At 39.2% G+C, this 23,774-nt stretch carries 20 protein-coding genes; 17 read left to right on the top strand and 3 right to left on the bottom strand.

Annotated elements, in window-relative coordinates; translation table 11 throughout:
• The first annotated feature begins 49 nt into the window (after positions 1-49).
• Genes cdaA through glmM form a run of 3 tightly spaced genes read left to right on the top strand, consistent with a single transcriptional unit; the run spans position 50 to position 3,485 of the window.
• Positions 50-934 carry a diadenylate cyclase CdaA gene (gene cdaA, locus IGK01_RS07850; protein WP_010735241.1) on the top strand — a complete coding sequence of 295 codons (885 nt, stop codon included), beginning with the start codon at positions 50-52 and terminating at the stop codon, positions 932-934.
• The gene (locus tag IGK01_RS07845; RefSeq protein ID WP_137072525.1) at positions 931-2,106 is read left to right on the top strand and encodes a CdaR family protein; all 1,176 of its coding nucleotides are present in this window, start codon (positions 931-933) and stop codon (positions 2,104-2,106) included. The genes cdaA and IGK01_RS07845 overlap by 4 nt, the downstream gene beginning before the upstream one ends.
• Before the next feature lie 23 nt (positions 2,107-2,129).
• Positions 2,130-3,485, top strand: coding sequence for a phosphoglucosamine mutase (gene glmM / locus IGK01_RS07840; RefSeq protein WP_010735243.1), 1,356 nt, complete (start codon positions 2,130-2,132; stop codon positions 3,483-3,485).
• A 73-nt stretch (positions 3,486-3,558) separates the two neighbouring features.
• Here the strand turns inward: glmM and IGK01_RS07835 are convergent, their stop codons facing one another.
• The gene (locus tag IGK01_RS07835) at positions 3,559-4,518 is read right to left on the bottom strand and encodes an Rgg/GadR/MutR family transcriptional regulator (protein WP_023519811.1); all 960 of its coding nucleotides are present in this window, start codon (positions 4,516-4,518) and stop codon (positions 3,559-3,561) included.
• 94 nt (positions 4,519-4,612) lie between these two features.
• Between IGK01_RS07835 and IGK01_RS07830 the strand changes: the two genes are divergently transcribed.
• Both IGK01_RS07830 and IGK01_RS07825 read left to right on the top strand, forming a co-directional pair.
• Complete coding sequence (locus tag IGK01_RS07830; protein WP_137072521.1) at positions 4,613-5,542, top strand: ATP-binding cassette domain-containing protein; 930 nt, start codon at positions 4,613-4,615, stop codon at positions 5,540-5,542.
• Positions 5,543-6,301 carry an ABC transporter permease gene (locus IGK01_RS07825; RefSeq protein ID WP_023519808.1) on the top strand — a complete coding sequence of 253 codons (759 nt, stop codon included), beginning with the start codon at positions 5,543-5,545 and terminating at the stop codon, positions 6,299-6,301. It begins immediately after the preceding gene.
• 96 nt (positions 6,302-6,397) lie between these two features.
• Here IGK01_RS07825 and glmS read toward each other — a convergent pair whose 3' ends face one another.
• Positions 6,398-8,206 carry a glutamine--fructose-6-phosphate transaminase (isomerizing) gene (glmS, locus tag IGK01_RS07820; RefSeq protein ID WP_137072519.1) on the bottom strand — a complete coding sequence of 603 codons (1,809 nt, stop codon included), beginning with the start codon at positions 8,204-8,206 and terminating at the stop codon, positions 6,398-6,400.
• Positions 8,207-8,597: 391 nt separating this feature from the next.
• On the opposite strand from glmS, the gene IGK01_RS07815 reads away from it, so the two are divergent.
• The 7 genes from IGK01_RS07815 (at position 8,598) to yihA (ending at position 15,391) form a co-directional block, all read left to right on the top strand.
• On the top strand, positions 8,598-8,888 hold the full coding sequence (locus IGK01_RS07815) for a hypothetical protein (RefSeq protein ID WP_010735248.1): 291 nt from the start codon (positions 8,598-8,600) through the stop codon (positions 8,886-8,888).
• A gap of 11 nt (positions 8,889-8,899) precedes the next feature.
• On the top strand, positions 8,900-9,925 hold the full coding sequence (gene sppA, locus IGK01_RS07810) for a signal peptide peptidase SppA (RefSeq protein ID WP_023519806.1): 1,026 nt from the start codon (positions 8,900-8,902) through the stop codon (positions 9,923-9,925).
• A gap of 188 nt (positions 9,926-10,113) precedes the next feature.
• Complete coding sequence (locus IGK01_RS07805) at positions 10,114-10,791, top strand: RDD family protein (RefSeq protein ID WP_224434897.1); 678 nt, start codon at positions 10,114-10,116, stop codon at positions 10,789-10,791.
• Positions 10,792-10,879: 88 nt separating this feature from the next.
• On the top strand, positions 10,880-11,815 hold the full coding sequence (locus IGK01_RS07800; RefSeq protein WP_409173435.1) for a hypothetical protein: 936 nt from the start codon (positions 10,880-10,882) through the stop codon (positions 11,813-11,815).
• Positions 11,816-11,966: 151 nt separating this feature from the next.
• The gene (tig, locus tag IGK01_RS07795; RefSeq protein WP_010735252.1) at positions 11,967-13,253 is read left to right on the top strand and encodes a trigger factor; all 1,287 of its coding nucleotides are present in this window, start codon (positions 11,967-11,969) and stop codon (positions 13,251-13,253) included.
• A gap of 187 nt (positions 13,254-13,440) precedes the next feature.
• Positions 13,441-14,688, top strand: a complete 1,248-nt coding sequence (clpX, locus tag IGK01_RS07790; RefSeq protein ID WP_010735253.1) for an ATP-dependent Clp protease ATP-binding subunit ClpX — start codon at positions 13,441-13,443, stop codon at positions 14,686-14,688.
• Between the two features lie 115 nt (positions 14,689-14,803).
• Complete coding sequence (yihA, locus tag IGK01_RS07785) at positions 14,804-15,391, top strand: ribosome biogenesis GTP-binding protein YihA/YsxC (RefSeq protein WP_029594239.1); 588 nt, start codon at positions 14,804-14,806, stop codon at positions 15,389-15,391.
• Between the two features lie 67 nt (positions 15,392-15,458).
• Here yihA and IGK01_RS07780 read toward each other — a convergent pair whose 3' ends face one another.
• Positions 15,459-15,608, bottom strand: coding sequence for an SPJ_0845 family protein (locus tag IGK01_RS07780; RefSeq protein WP_010735255.1), 150 nt, complete (start codon positions 15,606-15,608; stop codon positions 15,459-15,461).
• A 125-nt stretch (positions 15,609-15,733) separates the two neighbouring features.
• Between IGK01_RS07780 and IGK01_RS07775 the strand changes: the two genes are divergently transcribed.
• The 5 genes from IGK01_RS07775 (at position 15,734) to pcrA (ending at position 23,770) form a co-directional block, all read left to right on the top strand.
• Positions 15,734-17,059, top strand: a complete 1,326-nt coding sequence (locus tag IGK01_RS07775; RefSeq protein WP_409173433.1) for a hypothetical protein — start codon at positions 15,734-15,736, stop codon at positions 17,057-17,059.
• Between the two features lie 254 nt (positions 17,060-17,313).
• The gene (locus IGK01_RS07770) at positions 17,314-18,066 is read left to right on the top strand and encodes a DeoR/GlpR family DNA-binding transcription regulator (protein ID WP_409173432.1); all 753 of its coding nucleotides are present in this window, start codon (positions 17,314-17,316) and stop codon (positions 18,064-18,066) included.
• Positions 18,063-18,977, top strand: coding sequence for a 1-phosphofructokinase (gene pfkB, locus IGK01_RS07765; protein ID WP_224434826.1), 915 nt, complete (start codon positions 18,063-18,065; stop codon positions 18,975-18,977). Before IGK01_RS07770 ends, pfkB begins: the two co-directional genes overlap by 4 nt.
• A gap of 18 nt (positions 18,978-18,995) precedes the next feature.
• The gene (locus IGK01_RS07760; RefSeq protein ID WP_010735259.1) at positions 18,996-20,927 is read left to right on the top strand and encodes a PTS fructose transporter subunit IIABC; all 1,932 of its coding nucleotides are present in this window, start codon (positions 18,996-18,998) and stop codon (positions 20,925-20,927) included.
• A 599-nt stretch (positions 20,928-21,526) separates the two neighbouring features.
• A complete protein-coding gene (gene pcrA / locus IGK01_RS07755) occupies positions 21,527-23,770 on the top strand; it encodes a DNA helicase PcrA (protein WP_409173431.1) in 2,244 nt (747 codons plus the stop codon).
• Positions 23,771-23,774: the final 4 nt, after the last annotated feature.

The raw sequence follows: 23,774 nt of genomic DNA, 5'->3' as shown, positions 1-23,774 counted from the left end.
ACATATGATATACTAAAGAGGAAATCTCAAAAGAGAAGAGAGGCTGTCTATGTCATTTCAAATCGGAGAACTTTTTAATTTAGACTATTGGCGACAAATGTTTTCCGGTGACTTGTTTTCTCAGAATTTTTTGGTGAACATACTCGATGTATTGGTTGTTTGGTATTTAGTTTATAAACTCATTCAACTATTGCGAGGAACAAAAGCAATCCAATTGCTAAAAGGGGTAGGGATTTTTGTTGTTATTCGGATCTTAGCCGAGATTATTGGTCTACATACCTTATCTTGGTTGATGAATCAAGTGATCACGTATGGTGTGATTGCGGCTATCGTCATTTTTCAACCAGAGATACGGCGTGGATTAGAACACCTCGGTCGTAGCTCACTTTTCAAACAATCGAAGAGTGAGAAGCAAGAAGATGAACAGATGATCCTTTCTTTCGACAAAGCGATCCAATATATGTCCAAACGTAAAATCGGTGCCTTGATCACGATCGAACGCCACACCGGGTTGGATGAATATATCGAAACAGGGATTGCTTTAGATGCCGATATCACTGGCGAATTACTGATCAATATTTTTATTCCGAATACACCGCTGCATGATGGTGCAGTGATCGTAAAAGATGGAAAAATTGCAGTAGCCAGTGCCTACTTGCCTTTATCTGAAAGTATGTTGATTCCGAAAGAATTCGGAACCCGTCACCGAGCGGCTGTCGGAGTCAGTGAGGCGAGCGATGCGATTACGATCGTTGTCTCAGAAGAAACAGGAGATGTCAGCATTACGTTGGATAACCAATTGATGCCTGGCTTATCTCAAGAAGAATATTTGACGATCTTGCGTAAAAATTTGATCGTCGAAGAAAAAAACAAAAATAAAAATACGCTCCAAACCTTCTTAGACGTGATGACTAAAGGAGGGGATCACAAATGATCTCAAAAGAGAGGCGTAAAAGTATCTTATATGCGTTTGTTGCGTTATTATTCAGTATTGTGCTGTATTTTAATGCAAATGGACAATCTGTCCAAGACACGCTGTCAGGAAATGAAGCCTATACGCAAAACGTTTCTGATGTGTCAGTACAACTTTTATACGATACGGATCAATATTATATCCATGGATATGAGAGTACGGTCACAGCGAAGTTGTCCAGTGCCAATCGTGTTCAGTTGAATGCCGAAGCAATTGAAGATACAAGAATGTTTCGGGTGACAGCAGATCTCACTGGTTTAGGTGAAGGAACACATGAAGTACCATTGAAAATCAGAAATCTGAGCAGTGCAGTCAAAGCAAAACTAGAGCCGGATACGATCACAGTGACTATCGAGAAAAAAGTGACAAAAGAATTTGAGGTCACGCCTTTACTCACAACAGAATCAACTCCAGCTGGATTCGAATTGAATGACCTTGAATTATCACCAAAAAAAGTGACGGTCACGACTGGCGATCAGACACTGGAAGAGATCCAACAGGTCGTAGCGAGGATCGAACCTGCGATGATCACGGACGATGGGGTCGATACGAGAGTCACTGTACAAGCATTGAATAGTGCAGGAGAACCTTTAAGTATTGTTTCAGATCCAGTGCAAGTCACTGCAAAAGCAACGGTAACAAAGCCTACGAAAACGATTCGACTTTATGGAACAGCACAAGGGACCCCCGCAGATAATGTGGAGAGTTACGATTTCAGTTTCTCTGACATTGAAGCAGAAGTCACTGGTTCAGAGAGTCAACTGGCTCAACTAGGAAATAGCATCACGATACCAATCGATATTTCTGGGATCGTCCACCGGACGACAAGAAATATTGATATTCCGGTAGAGAGTGGACTTAGTATCACACCACCTTCAATCGATGTTGAGATTACACCGGTCCTGAAAACAAGCACGGAAAACACTAGCCGTTCTAATTCGGGAAATTCCGGAAATTCGGGAGGAAGTACAACTTCTGGTGCAGGGTCGACACCTGCGAACTCTTCGTCATCGACGACACGTCAGTCTGAAGAGACGCAGTCAACATCGAGTGAAGGGTCGAATGAATCATCAAGTGAGACAACACAATCAAGTAGTCAACCGAATAGTCAAGAGGATTCATCGGAAAATTAAGTTAAAGGAGCAAATTTACAGCTATGGGTAAATATTTTGGAACGGACGGTGTCCGTGGAGAAGCGAATAAAGAACTAACACCGGAATTGGCCTTCAAATTAGGACGTTGCGGCGGTTATGTACTGAGCCAACATGAGAAAGATGGAAAACGTCCACGTGTATTGGTTGGACGTGACACAAGAATTTCAGGTCAAATGCTTGAAGAAGCGTTAGTTTCTGGTCTGTTATCTGTCGGGATCGAAGTTTTTCAATTAGGTGTGATCTCTACACCAGGAGTGGCTTACTTGACACGTTTGCAAAAAGCAAGCGCAGGTGTCATGATTTCTGCTTCACACAATCCAGCTCAAGATAACGGCATCAAGTTTTTTGGTGCAGATGGATTTAAATTAGATGATGACCAAGAATTAGAAATCGAAGCATTGTTAGATGCGGAAGTCGATGAATTACCACGACCTTCTGCTGAGGGATTAGGTACAGTCGAAGAGTTCCCAGAAGGGTTGCTGAAATATTCACAATTCTTAGTACAGACGATCAACGGCGATCTTTCGGGCTTAACGGTCTGTGTAGATGCGGCAAATGGTGCAACAGCAACATCTGTCAATCGCTTGTTTGCTGATTTGGAAACTGATTTCTACACGATGGGAACAAATCCGAATGGCTTGAACATCAATGACGGTGTCGGATCAACGCATCCTGAGCGTCTAGCAGAAATGGTAGTAGAAAAAGGAGCAGACGTCGGTCTTGCCTTTGACGGCGACGGCGACCGTATCATTGCGGTGGATGAATTAGGAAATATCGTAGATGGCGATAAGATCATGTTTATCTGTGCGAAATATTTGTCAGCTAAAAATCGTCTGAAAAAAGATACGATCGTTACAACGGTCATGAGTAACCTCGGCTTCCATAAAGCGGTCGAAGAAATCGGTTTGAAAGATGTTGTGACACAAGTGGGCGACCGCTATGTGGTCGAAGAAATGCGTAAAAATGACTACAACTTCGGTGGCGAACAGTCTGGTCATATGATCTTCTTAGATTTCAATACAACTGGAGATGGTATGCTTTCTGGGATCCAATTGTTGAATATCATGAAACAAACTGGTAAAAAATTATCAGAATTAGCAGCAGAAGTAACGATCTATCCGCAAAAATTAGTCAATATCCGTGTAAGTAACAAAAACGGTGCAATGGAAGTTCCTGCAATCAAACAAGTCATTGAAGAAGCAGAAGCTGAAATGGCCGGTGAAGGACGTATCTTAGTTCGCCCTTCCGGAACAGAACCATTACTACGCGTGATGGCAGAAGCACCATCTGATGAAAAAGTAAACTATTATGTTGACAAAATCGCAGCAGTTGTCAAAGCTGAGATTGGAATCGATTAAAACGTACGATGAGAGAATCAACCCTCAAGTAGAGGATGTTGATTCTCTTTTCTTTTGATCAAATGCACGTTCTTTAGTAATTTTTGATATCTAAAAAATCGCCAAATAGGGGATCATTTACAATGATTCCGGGGAATTCATTGGTTAGAATGAGTTGTTTGAAAATTCGATAACCTTTTAACGACTTTGACATGCCTAATGTTTCTAAATGATGGAGTGATTGTTCCATCATTCGATCAGCAAGAGACACATCGTTTTCTAAAAAAGCAATCCAACCTTCATAAAAAGGAATAAAAATGGCTTGTTCGATGTGCTCTTCTTTAAAGACCCATGTTTTCCATAGTTTGAATGTTTCTTTAGCGTAAGCTACTTCTTCGAAGAAACAAAAGACCGAAAATATTGTTGTAAAGGTTTGATAGAGAATATCTTTATTTCCCGGTATTTTGGATAAACGCTGACTTTTCTTGACCGCAATTTTCAAGCAACGAAATAATAGAGAAGGTTCAATTGCTATAGAGATACGGGCGAATAATTTTAACTCGTAGATACCCCAAGTATCAGTATTCAATAAATAGTGTTTGGCAGGTTCTAAGTAATGATTATGTTTTTTATATGCTTCAAGGACAGGCGTATCTTGAATAATCTCCTTTTTCATTGCCAAATCAAAACGAAATAATTGTAACACATGATCCAATTCTAAAGAATAATTTTCTTGATAATAAATATACAATTTTTCATACTGTTCTTCTAACTTTATCCAGTCTTGGATTGTTTCGATATACATATATTCCATATATTCGATAATCGCCAATTGTGAAGCAGAAAAAGTATTCTCAGTTTGCATCAATATAAATTCATCAAATGTTACTTCTAACTTTGACAATAAGTGATGGAATCTCTCGCATGAGATCGTTGATTTCTCATTTTCAAACTGAGAAAGAAGAGACATCGATAGCTGTTTATCCGCCAGTCCTTTAAGTAAAATCCCTTTACTTAAGCGAATTTCTTTAATTGTTTTTCCGTAACTTTTCATACGCGCACCTTCTTTTCAATATATTGAACTAAAATAAATAATACTTCTAATTTTATATATAGTTGAATTATCTTATAGAAACGAGGAAGAAGCCATGCAAAAAGAAAAAATAATCGAAAGTATTGATCTAAAAAAAGATTTTGGTAAAAAACAAGTATTAAAAGGCGTAGATTTTACGGTTAAACGTGGTGAAATTTTTGTTCTTTTAGGCTCTAATGGGGCTGGAAAGTCAACACTTTGTAAAATTTTGACTACGATTCTTCCTTTTGATGGAGGGCAAGTTCGAATCAATGAACATGATCTACTGAAAGACGGAGTTAAAGTGCGAGAAGCTATTAGTCTGACTGGACAGTTTGCCGCAGTTGATGAGATGTTGACAGGTTACGAGAATATGAAAATGATTGCAGCTCTTCGTCATGTGAAAGATAAGCACAAGGTTGTCAGTGACTTATTGAAACGGTTTGATTTGCAAATATACAGCCAAGAACTAGTTAAAAATTATTCAGGTGGAATGCGAAGACGTTTAGATATAGCGATGAGTTTTATCGGTGATCCGCAAGTGATTTTTCTCGATGAACCGACAACAGGCTTGGACCCCCAGAACCGAATCGCAACGTGGCAATTGATCAAAGAAACCGCAATATCAGGGCGGACTATTTTTTTGACTACGCAATATTTGGAAGAAGCAGAGTATCTTGCAGATAAAGTGGCTATATTACATGAAGGTAAAATCATTGTGAATGCTACGCCACAAATGATCAAAAGCACATATGACAAACAGAAAATGGAGATCAATGTATTGACCATAGAGGATTTTAATCTACTTTCTGCACATTTTAAACGACGACTACTGACAAAAAATGAAGAAAAACTTTCTGTGACTGTCAATGTAGGGGATCATTTCAATGATTCAGTTGATCTTCTGAACGAGTTAAAACGATTACCGATCAGGATCACAAATTTCCAGCAGAAAAATGCATCTTTAGAAGACATCTTTTTAAAATTAGTACAAGGAGTGGTCTAATTGAAAGCAATCATAGAAACAAATACATTATTTAAACTTAATATTAAATTATCTTTTCGTAGCCTGGAAACATTTATCGGTGGACTACTAACCCCAGTGATATTGATGTTGCTTTTTGTTTATGTACTTGGAGGAGCGATGGAAGTAGGTGAGCTATCTTATGTTGATTTTGTTTTGCCCGGAGTGTTAGTCCAATGTATTGCTCAAAGTGCTTCTGTCGTCGGGTTAGTCATTAACCAAGATGTCCGTTCTGGTATGGTTGAACGACTCCTAACACTAAATCTTTCAAGGGGAGCATTTCTAAATGGACATGTATTTGCAGCTGCCTTTAGAAGTGTGATGAGCAGTTTTGTCGTATTAGCCGTGGCATTGCTCATCGGTTTTCATCCAAACGCCACCTTTGCAAAATGGCTACTTGTTTGGTTGCTCATTCTTTGTTTTATCCTTGCCTTTACTTGGATTTCGGCCTTGTTTGGGTTATTAGCGAAATCATCAGAAATGGCAAGCTTATTTACTCTCCTGACTACCATCTTACCTTATTTAAGTTCAGGATTCGCACCGACTGAAAATATGCCTACAGCGATCAGACTATTTGCTGAGTACCAACCGATGACACCAATCATCCAAGCACTTCGAGGGTTGCTACTAGGTCTTCCAAATCCAACATTAAAGCAAGCATTTTTATGGAGTATTAGTTTGATTTTGATTTTTAGTTTCTTAGCATTATTGGCTTTTAATAAGTGTGTGAGGTGGAAATAACTTATCGAACTACAATAAAAAAACCAGTGAGAAAACAAACTTTTCGTTTTTCTCACTGGATTTTTTGCTATTGATACTTATTTTTTAATCGGACAATTATTCAACCGTGACTGATTTAGCTAAGTTTCTTGGTTTGTCTACATCGAATCCACGCAATAGGGTAGCGTAATAAGCAAGCAATTGCGTCGGGATGACCATGGCAAGAGGAGAAAGGTATGGATGGACAGCAGGAATCACTAATTGATCCGTTTCTTTTTCTAATCCATGTGCCGCGATCACTAAGGTTTTTGCACCACGACTTTCAACTTCTTTTAAGTTGCCACGTGTATGAGCCCCTGTGATTTCCTCACTAATAATCCCAATTACTGGTGTGCCTTCTTCAATCAGTGCAATGGTACCGTGTTTCAATTCACCGGCAGCAAAACCTTCTGCTTGGATATAGCTGATTTCTTTTAGTTTCAAAGCAGCTTCTAAAGCGACATCGTGATCGTTGCTACGACCGATATAAAAAGCGTTGCGCGTGTCATTCAAGAATTCCGCAGCTAGTTCTTGGAGTTCATCTTTTTGGGTAATTACTGTTTCCATCGCATTCGCTACCATACTCAATTCATGCGCTACATCAAATGTCAATGAACGTTTATTGCCTTTTTGATCACCGACTGCTTTTGCAAGTAAAGCTAGTACAGCGATTTGAGCAGTATATGCTTTAGTTGAAGCAACAGCGATCTCCGGACCTGCATGTAGCAACAGAGTGAAGCCAGCTTCTCTTGATAACGTAGAACCAGCAACGTTCGTGATCGTCAATGAAGGATGACCTAATTGATTGATCTTGACTAACACCTGACGACTATCAGCGGTTTCGCCACTTTGACTTAAAAAGATAAAGAATGGTTTTTTCGATAATAAAGGCATGGTATAACCAAACTCACTGGCCAAATGGACTTCTACTGGAATGTCAGTCATTTGTTCGAAGGAATGCTTGCTCGCTAATCCTGCATGATAACTTGTGCCGCATGCCACGATGTAAATACGGTCACTTGCTAACAGTTCATCCATCAATTTGTGATCTAAAGGAATTTCATTGTCCTCATTCACATAGGTTTGCGCGATTTTACGCATGATGATCGGCTGCTCGTCGATTTCTTTCAACATATAGTAAGGGTATGTTCCTTTTTCAATGTCAGAAGCATCTACTTGTGCTTCATAAGAATCACGTTCTATGATCGTACCAGTCATTGTTTGGATCGTGATATCATCTGCTTGAACGATCACCATTTCTTGGTCTTCGATTTCAATAAATTCTTTAGTGTAAGCAAGCATCGCCATCGCGTCACTTGCGATCACATTGAATCCTTGGCCTTTACCGATCAATAAAGGGCTTTTGTTTTTGGCAACGAAAATTGTTTCAGGAGCTGTGCGATCCATCAAGGCAAAAGCGTAAGAACCTTCGATGACTTCTAGCGCTTTTCTAAATCCTTCTTGTGTATCTTGCGTTTCTTCCACGAATTTTTCAATCAAATGAACAACGATTTCCGTATCTGTTTCGCCGATGAAGTCATCAGTGGCTACGTATTGTTGTTTCAATTCTTCAAAATTTTCAATCACCCCATTGTGGACTAAAACAAAACGTCCGCTTTGTGAGTGGTGGGGGTGCGCATTTTTCTCAGCGGGTTCCCCATGAGTTGCCCATCTTGTATGACCGATACCTGCTGTACCAGTTGTTTCTGGAGATAATTTATCTTTAAGGTTTTGGATTCTACCGCGTGCTTTGACTAAATGGTCCTGTTTTCCATTTGAGACAAAGATACCCGCCGAATCATACCCGCGATATTCTAATTTTTCTAAACCATTGATCAACCCTGGTGTCACGTTCTCTAATCCAATCATTCCAACAATTCCGCACATAAAAAAACATCCTACTTTCTGTTATAAACTTGATATTAGCGTTTCCAACTGCGTAAGAAACCTTTTGTTCTACCTTCACAGATAGTTTTTATGTTTCTTTTTAGGATGCAGTCCCTAGGGCCATCCGCCGAATCCTTCGATCAACCCTTTCCTCGTCATCTGTTAAAACAGACCTGGCGCTATTCCGTATTGGTCTAATTATCCTCCTGTTATTATTTTGTTTGGAAACATCTAAAATCATAACGTTAATGTGTGAGGTTTGTCAATAAAAAAGACAAAAAAATAAATTGGTATATATCTGATTGGGATGGACGAAAGAAAAATATCAAATTCGACTATCATCTTTTCTTGTAGTTCGGTACAATAATTATAGATAGAAGGAGGATGAAAGATGGAAGAGAAGATAGAAATCATGACGTTGGGGATGTTAAAAAAACAAATTGCAGCATTTGAAAAAACAGAACACGTGACGGATGACACTAAAATCTTTTTGGATACCGGATGGGACAGTATCCAAGAAATCGCCCCTGATGCGTTCGAAATCGAACATGCGCAACAGTTTGTCGTTGAAGATGAATTGACCCACGAACAGTTTACTGGTTACACCCTTGAAGAAAAAGCAGAAAAGATGAATGCGAAACCTGGTTCTGAAACGGTGATCGTGATTAGAAATCTATATTAGGAGCGTGTAAAATGAATAAGAAACGTTGGATAGCAGTACTGATTGCTGCCGGCTTATTGGTTGTTTCGTTGGTATCATCAAGTTTGACGCAACCGCAAGAAGAGATGCAGATGGGGAACATCAATAGTTGGTTATATGGGGACGATGAAATGTCACCGGTGGTACTTGAAGAAGGCAGTGGCATGGGAAGGATTGCAAAATTGTCCGTTGATGGTGCCATAGCTAGTGGAGGCTCTTCTGGTTTATTTGCTACTGATAGTTATAATCATGAAGACTTCTTGAAACAAATTGAAGCGATCGAAGCCGATGAACGCGTCAGTGGGATTTTATTGGAAGTCAATTCTCCGGGTGGCGGAGTTTATGAAAGTGCAGAAATTGCCAACTTACTCAACGAGGTCCGAACAGAACGTGATCTACCGATGTATGTCAGCATGAAAAATATGGCTGCCAGTGGTGGTTACTATATTTCCGCACAAGCAGATAAAATCTTTGCAACGGAAGAAACAGTAACTGGTTCAATCGGTGTCATTATGTCCGGACTCAACTATTCGGGCTTACTTGAAAAAATCGGTGTCGAAGATACAACAGTAAAAAGTGGCGCACTAAAAGATATGGGATCGGCTACTCGACCTGAAACTGAGCAAGATCATGCAGTGTTGCAAGCTTACATCGATAACGCCTATAATCGTTTTGTTAAAGTTGTTAGTGAAGGAAGAAACAAATCAGAAGATGAAGTGAAAAAAGTCGCAGATGGTCGTATTTACGACGGTGTACAAGCGAAAGAAGCAGGTTTGGTGGACGAAATCGGCTATCCAACAGATGCTTTAGCTGCGATGAGAGAAGATCTTGATCTACAAGATGCTGAGTTAGTCGAATACTCAACTAGTTCTACTGGATTTGGCAATACTTGGTTTGGTGCAAAATTAGCAGAATTACAAGGGTTGCAAGCTTCTGAAACAAGTCAGATCTTGTCATTACTTGAAAGTCTAGGAACAGCAGAATCTCCAAGAGCAATGTATCTATATGGAGGTGAGTAAGCATGAATGAGAAATCAACGAACGCGTCAACACCCGAAGAACGCTCAAAAACCAATGAGGAACCGAAAGTAGCTGAACGTACAGAGGGATCATCTAAACAAGTTTTTAAGGTAGAAGAAAATAAATTAGTAGATCCTACTAGTAGAAACCAGGATACAGTAGACGCTTTAGTCGCTCCTAAAGACGAAATTACAGCTGACAAAAACACAAGTAGCTCTTCGGAAGAACTTGAGTTTGCAGCACAAGCAAAAAATGACCAACCGGCTGTAGGACCAGATGCGGGATTTTCTCAAAAGGTGCTAAGTTCCTTTGAAGAAAAACCACTGTCAGAAACTGAGATCAAAGAAAATCAGAAAAAATGGAAAAAATATACAGAACAAAAAACCGAGGAACCAAGTATCAATCGTTTTCCTTATTATTTCTTTGCCGGTTTTTGGGTTCGTTTTGCTGCGTTTTTGGTTGATTTGATTTGTATTGGGTCAATCACTCGCTTAACGTTAGGTATCGCAGTGAACCTAGGATGGCTTCAAGTTTCTGATTCTTATTTGAGTATCTATGGTAGTTTGTCGTTGATCGCCTATTTAGCTTATTTTATTTTATTGACGAAATGGAATCACGGACAGACGATTGGAAAAATGATTTTTGGTATTCGAGTGATCAGTTTTGATGAAGAGGAACTTTCATGGAGTACAGTATTAGTCCGTGAGGGCGCTTGTCGCTTCATTTTGAGATTTCCGTTACTTTTTATCGGCTATCTCCCAGTAATCTTTAGTAAGAAAAAACAACACATCGGTGATTATTTCTCAAATACGAGTGTAGTAACCATCAATATGATCAAAGCATTTAATCAAGAGATGAATGCTTGATGCTTTAGGTAGAGAAAATGGCTGAATATGGTTATTATTCAATAAGTCGTGTCAGACAAATGATAAAACAGTGAAGGGAAGAACCTAAGTGAGACCGATCGATTTTCCTGATAAATACGACAATTTGATGCGTATTGGCCAACAGGCATTAACAGATCATCAGTACAGTCAAGCAAAAGAGCTGTTTGAACGTGCATATGAACTTGAAGCAACATTTGAAGCGAATACGTTATACGTGTTGGCACTATCAGAATTGGATATGTGGGAAGAAGCACTTCATCAAGCACTTTTGCATGAAAAACAGTATTTGATGAATGAAGAATTGGCTACTTTTTACTTTGATCTACTGATTACAGCAAAAGATTTTTTATATGCACGAAAATTGATTGCAAGTGCTGATTTTCCCGATGATTTTGAGCAAGCAGTTTTGTTGAAAATCCAACAATCAGAAGAATTAGTCGGACAGATGCGAAGACAGAAGATTCGTGAAATCTATCAACTGGTAGAAAAATTACCTTTTGAAAAACCAACTACCCAGTTGAGTTATATTCAAGAAATCGAGCAACTGCCTTACCACGAATTTATCCAGACCGCTAGAAAGTTGATCGTTTTAAAAACGGTCCATGTTCTTGTAAGGGCTAAGTTGCTTGAGTCGCTCGTTCAAGTCGAAGAAGCAGCACCAGTTGCATACTTGACGATCGAGGAAGAGTTGATCGAAGTGATACCAAAGAAAACGGTGCGTCCAGAAGAGCAAACTTCCTATCGACGAATCAAACAAATGGCGGAAGCATATGAACGAGAAGACGCCTTAATGAGTGAGAACTTGAAAGAAGAGTTTGCGATGCAATCGGCAATCGTTTATCCGATCTATGATAGCTACATTGGAAATCTTGACAAATGGTTCAAACAAACAGTAGCAACCTATACGAATCAGCCGTGTGAGGATCTTTTGGCATCTGAACAACACGAATTCACTGAAAAAAGAAATAAAATAATGACAGAACTATTATTATTCAATACGTAAAAAAACAGAGGAAAAGATAAAAAAGTCATGAAAAACGTGGATTCCCCTCGTTCAATATGTTTACAATTTGGAAGGGTTAGTGTACTATTTAAAGGTATGCATGAAACGTTTTTGATGTATCAAATGAATTTCTAAACTCGGAGGGAAATAAATGACTGCAACATTCGAAAAAAAAGGCACAAATGATGGTGTTTTAACATTTACGATCGGGCAAGATCAAATCCAAAAAGGATTGACAACTGCCTTTAATAAAGTAAAAGGAAACTTGAACGTTCCTGGATTCCGTAAAGGAAAAGTATCTCGTCAAGTATTCAACCGTATGTACGGAGAAGAAGCATTGTACGAAGATGCATTGAACGCTGTCTTACCTGAAGCATATGAAGCAGCTGTTAAAGAAGCAGCAATCGATCCAGTTTCTCAACCTAAGATCGATGTAGCAAGCATGGAAAAAGGTCAAGACTGGACAATCACAGCAGAAGTAACTGTAAAACCTGAAGTAAAATTAGGTGATTACAAAGACTTAGTGGTTGAAAAACAAGACCGCGAAGTAACAGAAGCAGACGTTGAAGAACGTATTAAACGTGAACAAGAAGCGCAAGCTGAATTAGTCATCAAAGAAGATGCTGCAGCTGAAAATGGCGACACTGTTGTCATCGATTTTGAAGGTTTCATCAACGATGAAGCATTCGAAGGCGGAAAAGGCGAAAACCATTCACTTGAATTAGGATCAGGTTCATTCATTCCTGGTTTTGAAGACCAATTAGTTGGCCACAAATCAGGCGAAAACTTAGATGTTACTGTGACATTCCCAGAAGATTATCAAGCAGAAGATCTTGCGGGTAAAGAAGCAGTCTTCAAAGTAACGATCCACGAAGTGAAAACAAAAGAAGTACCTGAACTAGATGATGAGTTCGCAAAAGATGTAGACGATGAAGTATCTACATTAGCAGAATTAAAAGAAAAATACATGAAAGAATTGACTGAAACGAAAGAAAAAGCTGCAGAAGATGCAAAAGATGAAGCAGCAATCAAATTGGCAGTCGAAAATGCGGAAATCGTTGATCTTCCACATGTTATGGTCCATGATGAAGTTCACCGTTCAATGGACGAATTCTTAAACAACATGCAACGTCAAGGAATCTCACCAGAAATGTACTACCAATTAACTGGTTCAACAGAAGAAGACTTGCACAAACAGTTTGAAGAAGAAGCAGAAATGCGTACAAAAACAAACCTTGTGATCGAAGCTGTAGCAGCTGCTGAAAACTTAGATGCAACAGAAGAAGAAATCACTGCAGAGATCCAAGAATTAGCAGAAACTTACAATATGCCAATTGACCAAATCAAACGTGTATTGACAGAAGATATGCTAAAACATGATGTGATCATGAAAAAAGCAATCGAATTGATTACAAGTACAGCAAAAGAAGCAGAATAAGCGAATAGAATTGTTGATCTGCATCTATATGAAAGAGTCCAGGCGCTTAGATGAAGCCTAGACTCTTTCGTTTTGTTTTAAACTTCTTTGATACTTTTGCTTTTTTTTAAATTATGGTATGATAGGGAAAGACTGTAAAGTCTTTGATAGTTTCTTGCGAATCAACGCAAGTTAAGGGGTGAAGACCATGTATGATAATCCAAGTGGTAATGAGACTGTACGCTGTTCTTTTTGTGGTAAAACACAAGAAGAAGTAAAGAAAATCGTAGCAGGTCCGGGGGTCTACATCTGTAACGAATGTATCGACCTATGTAAAGAAATCATTGATGAAGAATTCTATGAAGAAGCAGTACGAGAGTTTACTGAAGTACCGAAACCTTCTGAGATTCTTGAAGTATTGGATAATTATGTGATTGGACAAGAACGTGCAAAACGTTCATTGGCTGTAGCTGTTTACAATCACTATAAGCGTGTCAATCAAGAAGCAAAAGACAGCGATGATGTCGAATTGCAAAAAAGCAATATCTGCCTGATCGGTCCAACTGGTTCAGGTAAAACATTCTTAGCGCAAACATTAGCAAAAACATTGAATGTACCATTTGCCATTGCTGATGCAACAAGTTTGACAGAAGCGGGTTATGTAGGTGAAGATGTCGAAAATATCTTATTGAAACTTTTGCAATCTGCTGATTACAATGTTGAACGTGCGGAAAAAGGAATCATCTACATTGATGAGATCGACAAAATTGCACGTAAAAGCGAAAATGTATCGATCACACGCGATGTATCAGGGGAAGGTGTACAACAAGCCTTACTGAAAATCTTGGAAGGAACAGTTGCCAGTGTGCCGCCACAAGGTGGACGCAAACATCCTCATCAAGAATTCATCCAAATCGATACGACGAATGTGTTGTTCATTGTCGGTGGTGCGTTTGATGGCATCGAAACAATCGTAAAAAATCGTATGGGCGAGAAAACGATTGGTTTCGGTACACAAAACCAAAAACTCTCAGAAAATGAAAGTGTCATGCAACATATCATTCCTGAAGATTTATTGAAGTTCGGCTTGATCCCAGAGTTTATCGGACGCTTACCTGTAATGGCTGCGTTAGAAAAACTAACAACCGACGATTTAGTTCGTATCTTGACGGAACCGAAAAATGCGTTAGTGAAACAATACCAAAAATTACTTTCACTAGATGACACTGCTTTAGAATTTGAACCAGAAGCACTAAAAGCCATTGCGAAAAAAGCAATTGAGCGTAATACTGGTGCACGTGGTTTGCGTTCGATTATCGAAGAAATCATGATGGATGTCATGTTTGATATTCCTTCTGATGAAACGATCGAAAAAGTGATCATTACAAAAGAAGCTGCCGAACTTACCGGCAAACCAACAGTTATTTACAAAGACTCAGAAAAAAAAGCGGGATAAAATGAAAGGAGCAGTCGTGAAAGTTTTAGCAGCTTTTTCGACTACTCCTTTTCATTCTGTCGAAGAAAGTGGAGAGGGATTGAGCCACTTTGCCGCTTTGAAGGAGAGAGAGCATATGAAAGTCCATCATGCGGATATTGTGATCAGTGCTGTTGCACCGAAACAATATCCAGAAACAGATCTACCAGAGATTGCCTTAGCAGGTCGCTCAAATGTCGGGAAATCTTCCTTTATCAATACGCTGATCGATCGAAAGAATCTCGCACGTACATCAGGTAAACCAGGGAAAACACAAACCCTGAATTTTTATCTGATCGAAAATGCGCTGCATTTTGTCGATGTTCCAGGTTATGGTTACGCGAAAGTTTCTAAAACTGAGCGTGCGAAATGGGGACAGATGATCGAAACTTATTTGACATCGAGAGAACAATTAAAAGCTGTGGTGTCACTGGTGGATGTTCGCCATAAACCATCGCAAGAAGATATCCAAATGTATGAATTCTTAAAATACTATGATATCCCAGTGATCGTTGTTGCGACAAAAGCAGATAAGATCCCTCGTGGAAAATGGAACAAACACGAAAGCGAAATTAAAAAAGCATTGAATTTCGATCGCAATGACACATTCATTTTATTTTCTTCTGTAACTAAACAAGGAAAAGAAGAAGCGTGGAAAGCGATCGAAGACGCGATCAGCGAGTAAACAAAAAAGACTTGATACTTAGGTTGAAAGGCAAACTTTCAAAAGCTAAATATCAAGTCTTTTTTGTTTATTTCTTTTTTTTGTCTTTTTTTGGGTCGCTTTTTGGTTTTAAAAAGCGGTCAATGTCTTCTTTTGGAGCAACGGTCTTTTCCGGATCAACGCCAAAAGATTCAAATAGTTTGTCGAAATTATCTGTACGCTCAAATTTCAATCCCATGTTTATCACCTCTTTCTTTATTTTAACATGCTACCCCTCAATCGGTGGCATAAGACGAAAAGTTTTAGTTTTTTTTATTATTCGTTATAATTTGATTATAAATAGATTTGAGAGAGGTGAGAAATATGGTGTCGAAAGAAAAAATGATGTTCCGTCTCGTGTTGACCAGAGATCGTACGAACGAAAAAGAAGAAGCCTATGATTGGTCCATGCTGACTCGTATCTTGCTTACTCCTGACTTTTTCCAATCCTCTCGTCATTCGAAAGAATCATATACCTTAATTGCACTAAAAAAAGCCTTAGAAGAAATCTCTGATGAAGAGATCGGTTGGTTTGAAATTTATCAGAATGATCTCACTTGCCGTTTCGAATTTGGCTATCATCATCTCCAAATTGATTATCAGTTTTTGTGGCAGGTATTTCAAAAAAATGAATCGGTGATTCGAAACTATCTTCAAACAAAAATGCAAAAAAATGGTATTTTTGCTTATATGAGAAGTGTCGAAGAATATTTATATCATAATACGAAAGAAATCGAAAAGCGTTTATCCTTTGAATCTGCCGAGAACATCGAGAAGTTGCCTAAAATCAAAGGTCGAAATGGGCAGATTGAGGTAGATTGTAACCAGTTTCCCGGTTATGATCTAATCGTAGAAGGGCGTTGTTTTACTTCTTGTTGGGAAATGTATTATAGTCAATATTATTATCGACTGATCCCTAAAGAGATTTTTTTGGAAATGCAACAGGTGGAGGAAATCACCCAATACGAGAATCAAGTCATTGGTATCCAGTTGTATCGCGATCCATATCGTTGGCAAAGTGAAGCGAATTTAAAATTTCAACAATACTATCGAGATCAATTAGGCTTTGATCATTTGTCGTGGGACAACGGCGTTGGTTTACTGAAAGAGCCATTTGTCGAGTATGCCTATACTCAGGACTCCTTGCAAGCGGTCCAGTATCAAAATCATTTGATGCAACCAACAGAAAAGAAGAAAGCAACATTTTTCGTAACAAGAAGCTATGATTTTGCTACTTACGATTACAAAGAAAAAAGAGCGAGAGGTGTCCTGAATCGTCAAGCATTTTTTCCTTGGGTCGATGAAAGCCATAGCCAGTTGATCTGTTATAAAGTGATCGATCCAACATTCATGTTAGATAAGGGAATCGATGCTTATAGTTATTATATTAATGAATACTTGAATGTTGAAGCCCCCGATGAAATGTACCAAGACTATTTGACCTCATTGCGCATTTACTTGCCGACCAAGTTTTTAGCTGATTTTCCCATCGAGGAGATCCGCGATCGATTATCAGAGATCCAATTCAAACGAATACGCAAGAGAAGAGGACGTTTAAGCTTTGATGCAGTTCAAGGAAAAAAACGTCTTCGGGTCGTCTTGTTAGATCAAGCGGAATTGTCTGGGAATCTATTGATGCAGAAAAATTAGCTGATTTCAATAATTTGCAAGAAAAGCCGGATCATACTGAGATGATCGGAAAAGTGAAATGGTAGAGTAGTTTAAAATCTAAAATATCAGAAGGCATCCATAAAAATTGAAGTATGATTTTGTGGATGCTTTCTTACTTGTAATTGAAGTTACGTGTGTATTCAAGATTTTTATCGTTTTTGAATGTTTTTGAATGAATGTTGTTGAATGTTAAATAAAAATATGCTAGAATCTATCGTGAGGTGATCGTGGAAATGCTTACAGAAGAACGTAAACAGAAAATCCTACAACTATTGGAACAACATAAAATTGTCAAATCCCAAGAGTTAGTAGTCTTGTTAGATGCTTCTGAATCAACGATTAGACGGGATCTCCAAGAGTTAGAAGATGAAGGTTTATTGCAACGTATCCATGGAGGAGCAAAAAAAGAGGATCTTTTAGGTTTTGAACAAAACATGAGTGAAAAAACGCTCAAAAACATTCATGAAAAGCAAATGATTGCACGATTAGCAGCAGAACTGGTGAACAATGAGGAAGTCATTTATCTTGATGCAGGATCAACCACGTTAGAGATGATTCCTTTTTTAAAAGATAAACAGATCACTGTTGTGACCAATTCAGTGAAACATGCTGCCGCGCTAGTTGATCTACAAATCTCAACGATCGTCCTAGGGGGCCAAGTGAAACTCTCAACAAATGCAGTGTTAGGAGCTAATACACTTAGCCAATTACAGGCTTACCATTTTAATAAAGCATTTATGGGAATGAATGGCGTTCATCTTGAACGTGGGTTTACTACCCCAGATCCAGAAGAAGCAGCGGTCAAACGCTTAGCCATTACAAATGCCCAAGATAGTTATGTTTTACTTGACCATACGAAGTTCAATAAGCAAACCTTTGTTTCTGTTGCACCACTGCAAGATGCCACGATCATAACCGAGCGTTGTCCACTAGAATTTCTTGACGACTACAGTGAACGGACGACAATTAAGGAGGCAAATCAATGATTTATACAGTAACGCTTAATCCATCCATCGATTTTATCGTACGAGTAGATGGATTAAAACTCGGTGATTTAAATCGAATGACCGAAGATTTCAAAGTCCCTGGAGGAAAAGGGATCAATGTTTCCCGTATTTTGAAGCGCATCGATTCTGATTCGACCGCTTTAGGATTTCTTGGTGGTTTCACTGGGAATTTTATTTCTGACTGGTTGAAAGAAGAACAAATCGCAACAGCTTTTACACAAGTGGAAGAAGATACTCGGATCAACATCAAATTAAAGTCTGATTCTGAAACAGAGATCAATGGACAAGGACCAACAATCTCGGATCAAGCCATTGATCGTTTGAAAGCAGAATTAGCAACTGTTGGAGCAGACGATATCGTGGTATTATCAGGAAGCGCACCTGCGAGTTTACGTGCTGGATTCTATCAAGAATTGATTGAGATCATCCGTGAAAAAGGTGCTGAGTTTGTGATCGATACTACCGGCGATGATTTGAAAGAAGCATTAAAAAAAGAACCGTTGTTGATCAAACCAAACAATCACGAATTAGCTGAATTGTATGATGTGACATTCCGTTCCGTTGAAGATATCATTCCTTACGGCAAGAAATTATTGGCAGAAGGAGTAAAAAATGTGTTGATTTCAATGGCTGGAGATGGTGCTTTATTGTTCACAAAAGAAGGAACTTACCGTTCCAATGTATTAGTTCGACCATTGAAAAATTCAGTGGGTGCCGGAGACTCGATGATTGCTGGTTTTATCGGTTCATATAGCAAACATAGAGATGCGGTAGAAGCGTTCAAGTGGGGCGTGGCATGTGGAAGTGCAACTGCTTTTTCGGATGATTTAGCGGTTCGCCCATTCATTGATGAATTGTTACCAGAAGTAGAAATAACAAAAATTGATTAATATCGTGGGGGATAAATCATGGAAATCAAAGACTTAATGATTAAAGATGCGATGATCATGGATCTACAGGCAACTGATAAAAAAGGCGCCATCGATGAAATGGTCCAAAAAATGTATGATGCAGGTCGTATCTCAGATATCGAAACTTATAAACAAGGGATCTTAGCTCGTGAAGCTCAAACATCCACTGGGCTAGGCGATGGCATTGCAATGCCACATGCGAAGAATGCTGCTGTCAAAGAAGCAACAGTTTTGTTTGCGAAAAGCAATAAAGGCGTAGATTATGAAGCACTAGATGGTCAACCAACTTTCTTATTCTTTATGATCGCCGCACCAGAAGGAGCAAACGACACACATTTGCAAGCATTAGCTGCCTTATCACGTTTATTGATCGATCCAGATTTTGTTGGAAAATTAAAAGAAGCAGGAACACCGGAAGAAGTCCAAGAATTGTTCCAAACAGCTGAACAACAAAAAGAAGCAGAAGCGGTAGCAGAACAAGAAGAAGCAGCACAAACAGCGGCTTCATCTAATAAAAAATTCGTTGTTGCAGTTACTGCATGTCCGACAGGGATCGCCCATACTTACATGGCTGAAGATGCGCTGAAGAAAAAAGCCAAAGAGATGGGTGTTGAGATCAAAGTTGAAACAAACGGTTCAGAAGGAATCAAAAACCGTTTGACTGCTGAAGATATTGCTCGTGCAGATGGCGTCATCATTGCGGCTGATAAAAAAGTCGAAATGAATCGTTTTGACGGAAAAGAATTAGTCAATCGTCCAGTAAGTGACGGTATTCGAAAAACTGAAGAATTGATCAACTTAGCTGTCAGTGGCTCAGCACCAGTTTTCCATGGTGATGGAAAAGAAAAATCTTCTGACGAAGGAAATGCAGATGGAACGATCGGCCAACGAATCTATAAAGATTTGATGAACGGTGTTTCTCACATGTTACCATTCGTTATCGGTGGTGGGATTGCCATTGCATTATCATTCATGGTCGACCAATTCATGGGTGTACCACAAGATCAATTAGCAAACCTTGGGAATTACAACCAAGCAGCAAGCTGGTTCAATCAAATTGGACAAGCTGCATTTGGCTTTATGTTACCAGTTTTAGCAGGATTCATTGCTTCAAGTATTGGTGACCGTCCTGGATTGATCGTTGGTTTTGCAGCGGGAGCATTAGCAAATACTGGCGGTGCTGGGTTCTTAGGTGCCTTGATCGGTGGTTTCTTAGCAGGTTATGTGATCGTCTTCTTACGTAAATTGTTTAAAAACTTGCCTAAGTCACTTGAAGGAATCAAAACGATTCTATTCTATCCTGTTTTTGGATTATTGATTACCGGTTTCTTGATGTTGATGGTCAATGTACCGATGAAAGCACTGAATGATGGTTTGAATAGTTTCTTATCTGGACTTAGCGGTTCAAATGCTGCATTATTAGGTGCGTTACTTGCTGGGATGATGGCTGCCGATCTAGGTGGACCAATCAATAAAGCAGCATATGTGTTCGGTACAGCAACATTAGCAACCACTGTCGCAACCGGTGGTAGTGTTGTGATGGCTTCCGTTATGGCAGGAGGAATGGTTCCACCATTAGCTATCTTCGTTGCAACACGTTTGTTTAAAAATAAATTCAGTAAAACAGACCAAGATGCTGGCTTGACAAACATTGTTATGGGGCTCTCCTTCGTAACCGAAGGATCGATTCCATTCGCCGCAGCTGATCCAATCAGAGCCATTCCAAGTTTCATTATTGGTTCTGCATTGACAGGTGGTTTAGTGGGAGCATTTGGTATCAAATTGTTAGCACCACATGGCGGGATCTTCGTTGTCTTCTTACTAAGTCATCCGATTATGTATCTTGTATTCATTGCAATTGGTGCAATTGTTTCTGGAGTAATTTATGGTGCTTTAAGAAAATCACCAGATGCTGTTAAAGTAGCCTAATCTTTATTAAAAATATAAAACAGACTAAGAATAGTGGGTAAGGTATTCGACGGAATATCTTGTCCACTATTTTCTTGTAATCAAGTATAGTGAGAGTGAAAGGAAGCTCGAACATGATCTCATGGACTTGAAGTCCGTGTAAGGGAAAGTCGAATCGGAATGAATCTGTGAAGATTTTTCAATCAAATAGTGAAGGAGGTTGGGACGGAAGGGTTTAGCCTTATTTCCGAAGAGGGGACTTTTGTTCCCGCCGTTTATTCGGTTATAGGCGTGGGGGAGAACTAATGTCCGACTTCTCTTTTTTTTACTTGTGTTAGTAGATAATCAAATCTGATTCTCTAAGATGTAATTGGTCTGGTATTCTCAATAGGTTGAAAAATTATTTCTAGTGACTGAAGAATAGTATCGCAAAAACGTTAAGTGGCCCTTTATGTTGTCTCAAATTCTGGCTTTTTGCTGAAGCGATTTAACCATGCGTCAGACTATTCTTGAATCAATGACTAATGTGATGTTGAAGACGTTTTACAAGAAGATTCCCTTTATCGAATAGGGGGTTAATGCTATAATTAGAAGGATTGATAATAGAAAGGATGTTGTGAATGTCATCCAAAGAAAACTTATTAAAGGGAATGAACCCTCGTCAAAAAGAAGCGGTTCTACATACAGATGGCCCGCTTTTATTAATGGCTGGTGCCGGTAGTGGAAAAACACGTGTTTTGACTCATCGAATCGCTTATTTGATTGAAGAAAAAGAAGTGAATCCATGGAATATTTTGGCAATCACCTTTACCAATAAAGCGGCGAAAGAAATGAAAGAACGGGTCAATGCCATTTTAGAAACAGGTGGCGAAGATGTCTGGGTCTCTACCTTTCACTCGATGTGTGTCCGTATTTTAAGACGAGATGTGGATTATATCGGCTATAATCGAAACTTTACGATCATTGATTCTTCGGAACAATTATCATTGATGAAACGAATTTTGAAAGAGTTGAATATCGATCCTAAAAAATACGATCCAAGAAGCTTGTTAGGATCAATCTCGCAAGCAAAAAATAGTTTGTTGTCACCAGAGGCTTTTGCCAAAATGCAAGGCAGTTATTATGAAGAAATTGCCGCAAAATGTTATGCAGCATACCAGAAGGAACTCCTATACAACCAATGTATGGATTTTGATGATCTGATCATGAATACGATCCGTTTATTTGACGAGCATCCAGATTCATTGACGTATTATCAAAATAAATTCCATTACATCCATGTAGATGAATATCAAGATACGAACCACGCACAATATACGTTAGTCAATCTATTAGCTGGACGGTTCAGAAATCTTTGTGTAGTTGGGGATGCAGATCAAAGTATTTACGGCTGGCGTGGAGCAGATATGCAAAACATCTTGGATTTTGAAAAAGATTATCCAGATGCCGCGGTGATCTTGTTAGAACAAAATTATCGCTCAACGAAAACGATCTTGAATGCAGCGAATCAAGTCATCGAAAACAACCGCAATCGTAAACCCAAAAATCTTTGGACAGAAAACCAAGACGGTAACAAAATCACGTACTATCGAGCAGACAATGAGCGTGACGAAACACGTTTTATTGTAGAAAGAATGCAAGAAGAGATCCAGACGAATCGTCGCAATTATGGAGACTTTGCTATTCTTTACCGAACAAATGCCCAATCACGTGTCATGGAAGAAACCTTACTGAAAGCCAATATTCCGTACAAAATGGTTGGAGGTCACAAATTCTATGATCGAAAAGAAATCAAAGATGTTTTGGCGTATCTTAATGTGATGGCAAATCCTCAAGATTCATTGAGTTTTGAGCGGATCGTCAACTCACCAAAACGTGGGATTGGACCAGGATCGGTGGAAAAACTTCGTAGCTTTGCCACGATGCACGAATGGCCCTTGCTAGAGGCTGCAAGAAATGTTGAGTTAGCGAACATCGGCGGAAAAGCAGGAACACAGTTAGGCTCTTTTGGCGAGATGATGCATCAATTGACTGAAATGATCCCTTATTTGACCGTTACAGAGTTAACCAAAGAAGTCTTAGAACGTAGTGGCTATTTGGATGATCTAAAAATCCAAAATACATTAGAATCCCAAGCACGTATCGAAAACTTAGAAGAGTTTTTGACGGTGACTCAAGAATTTGATAAACAATTTGAAAAAGAAGGGCTAGATAATGCTGATTCGCCAGAGGACAAGCTGGTCGTCTTTTTAAATGACCTTGCACTTGTAACAGATATCGATAGCTTAGAAGAAGAAACGAAGCAAGTGACATTGATGACCTTACATGCTGCGAAGGGTCTAGAGTTTCCAGTCGTCTTTTTGATCGGTCTAGAAGAAGGTGTCTTTCCACTTTCTCGTGCCTTGATGGAGGAAAGTGAACTGGAAGAGGAACGCCGTTTGGCCTATGTAGGGATCACTAGGGCAGAAGAAGCATTGTTTATGACCAATGCGTTTTCACGGACTTTATATGGTCGTACGCAATACAATCGACCTTCACGATTTTTAGAAGAAATCGATCAAGAATTATTAGATATCCACGGGATGCGACCAACTTCCAATGCCTCTCAGCCGTCGCCTCTTCGTGCGAATAACGCGACACCTAAGTACCAACAGCCGACAAAAGCAGGTGTATCAGCAAAAGTCGCTACAGGTGGCGAAACAGGTGGTTGGAAGCCAGGAGATAAAGTCAAACATAAAAAATGGGGACCTGGTACAGTGGTTAGAGTTAGTGGTGATGCAAAAGACCTTGAGCTTGATATTGCATTTCCAAGTCAAGGAGTCAAACGTGTATTAGCCGCTTTTGCACCAATCGAAAAAGTTTAGTTCA

Origin of the sequence: Enterococcus sp. AZ080, from assembly GCF_051714945.1 — a bacterium.
GTDB classification, from domain to species: Bacteria; Bacillota; Bacilli; order Lactobacillales; family Enterococcaceae; genus Enterococcus_B; species Enterococcus_B pernyi.
Note: the sequence above shows the minus strand (reverse complement) of the source record. Positions and strands in the feature narration are given on the sequence as shown.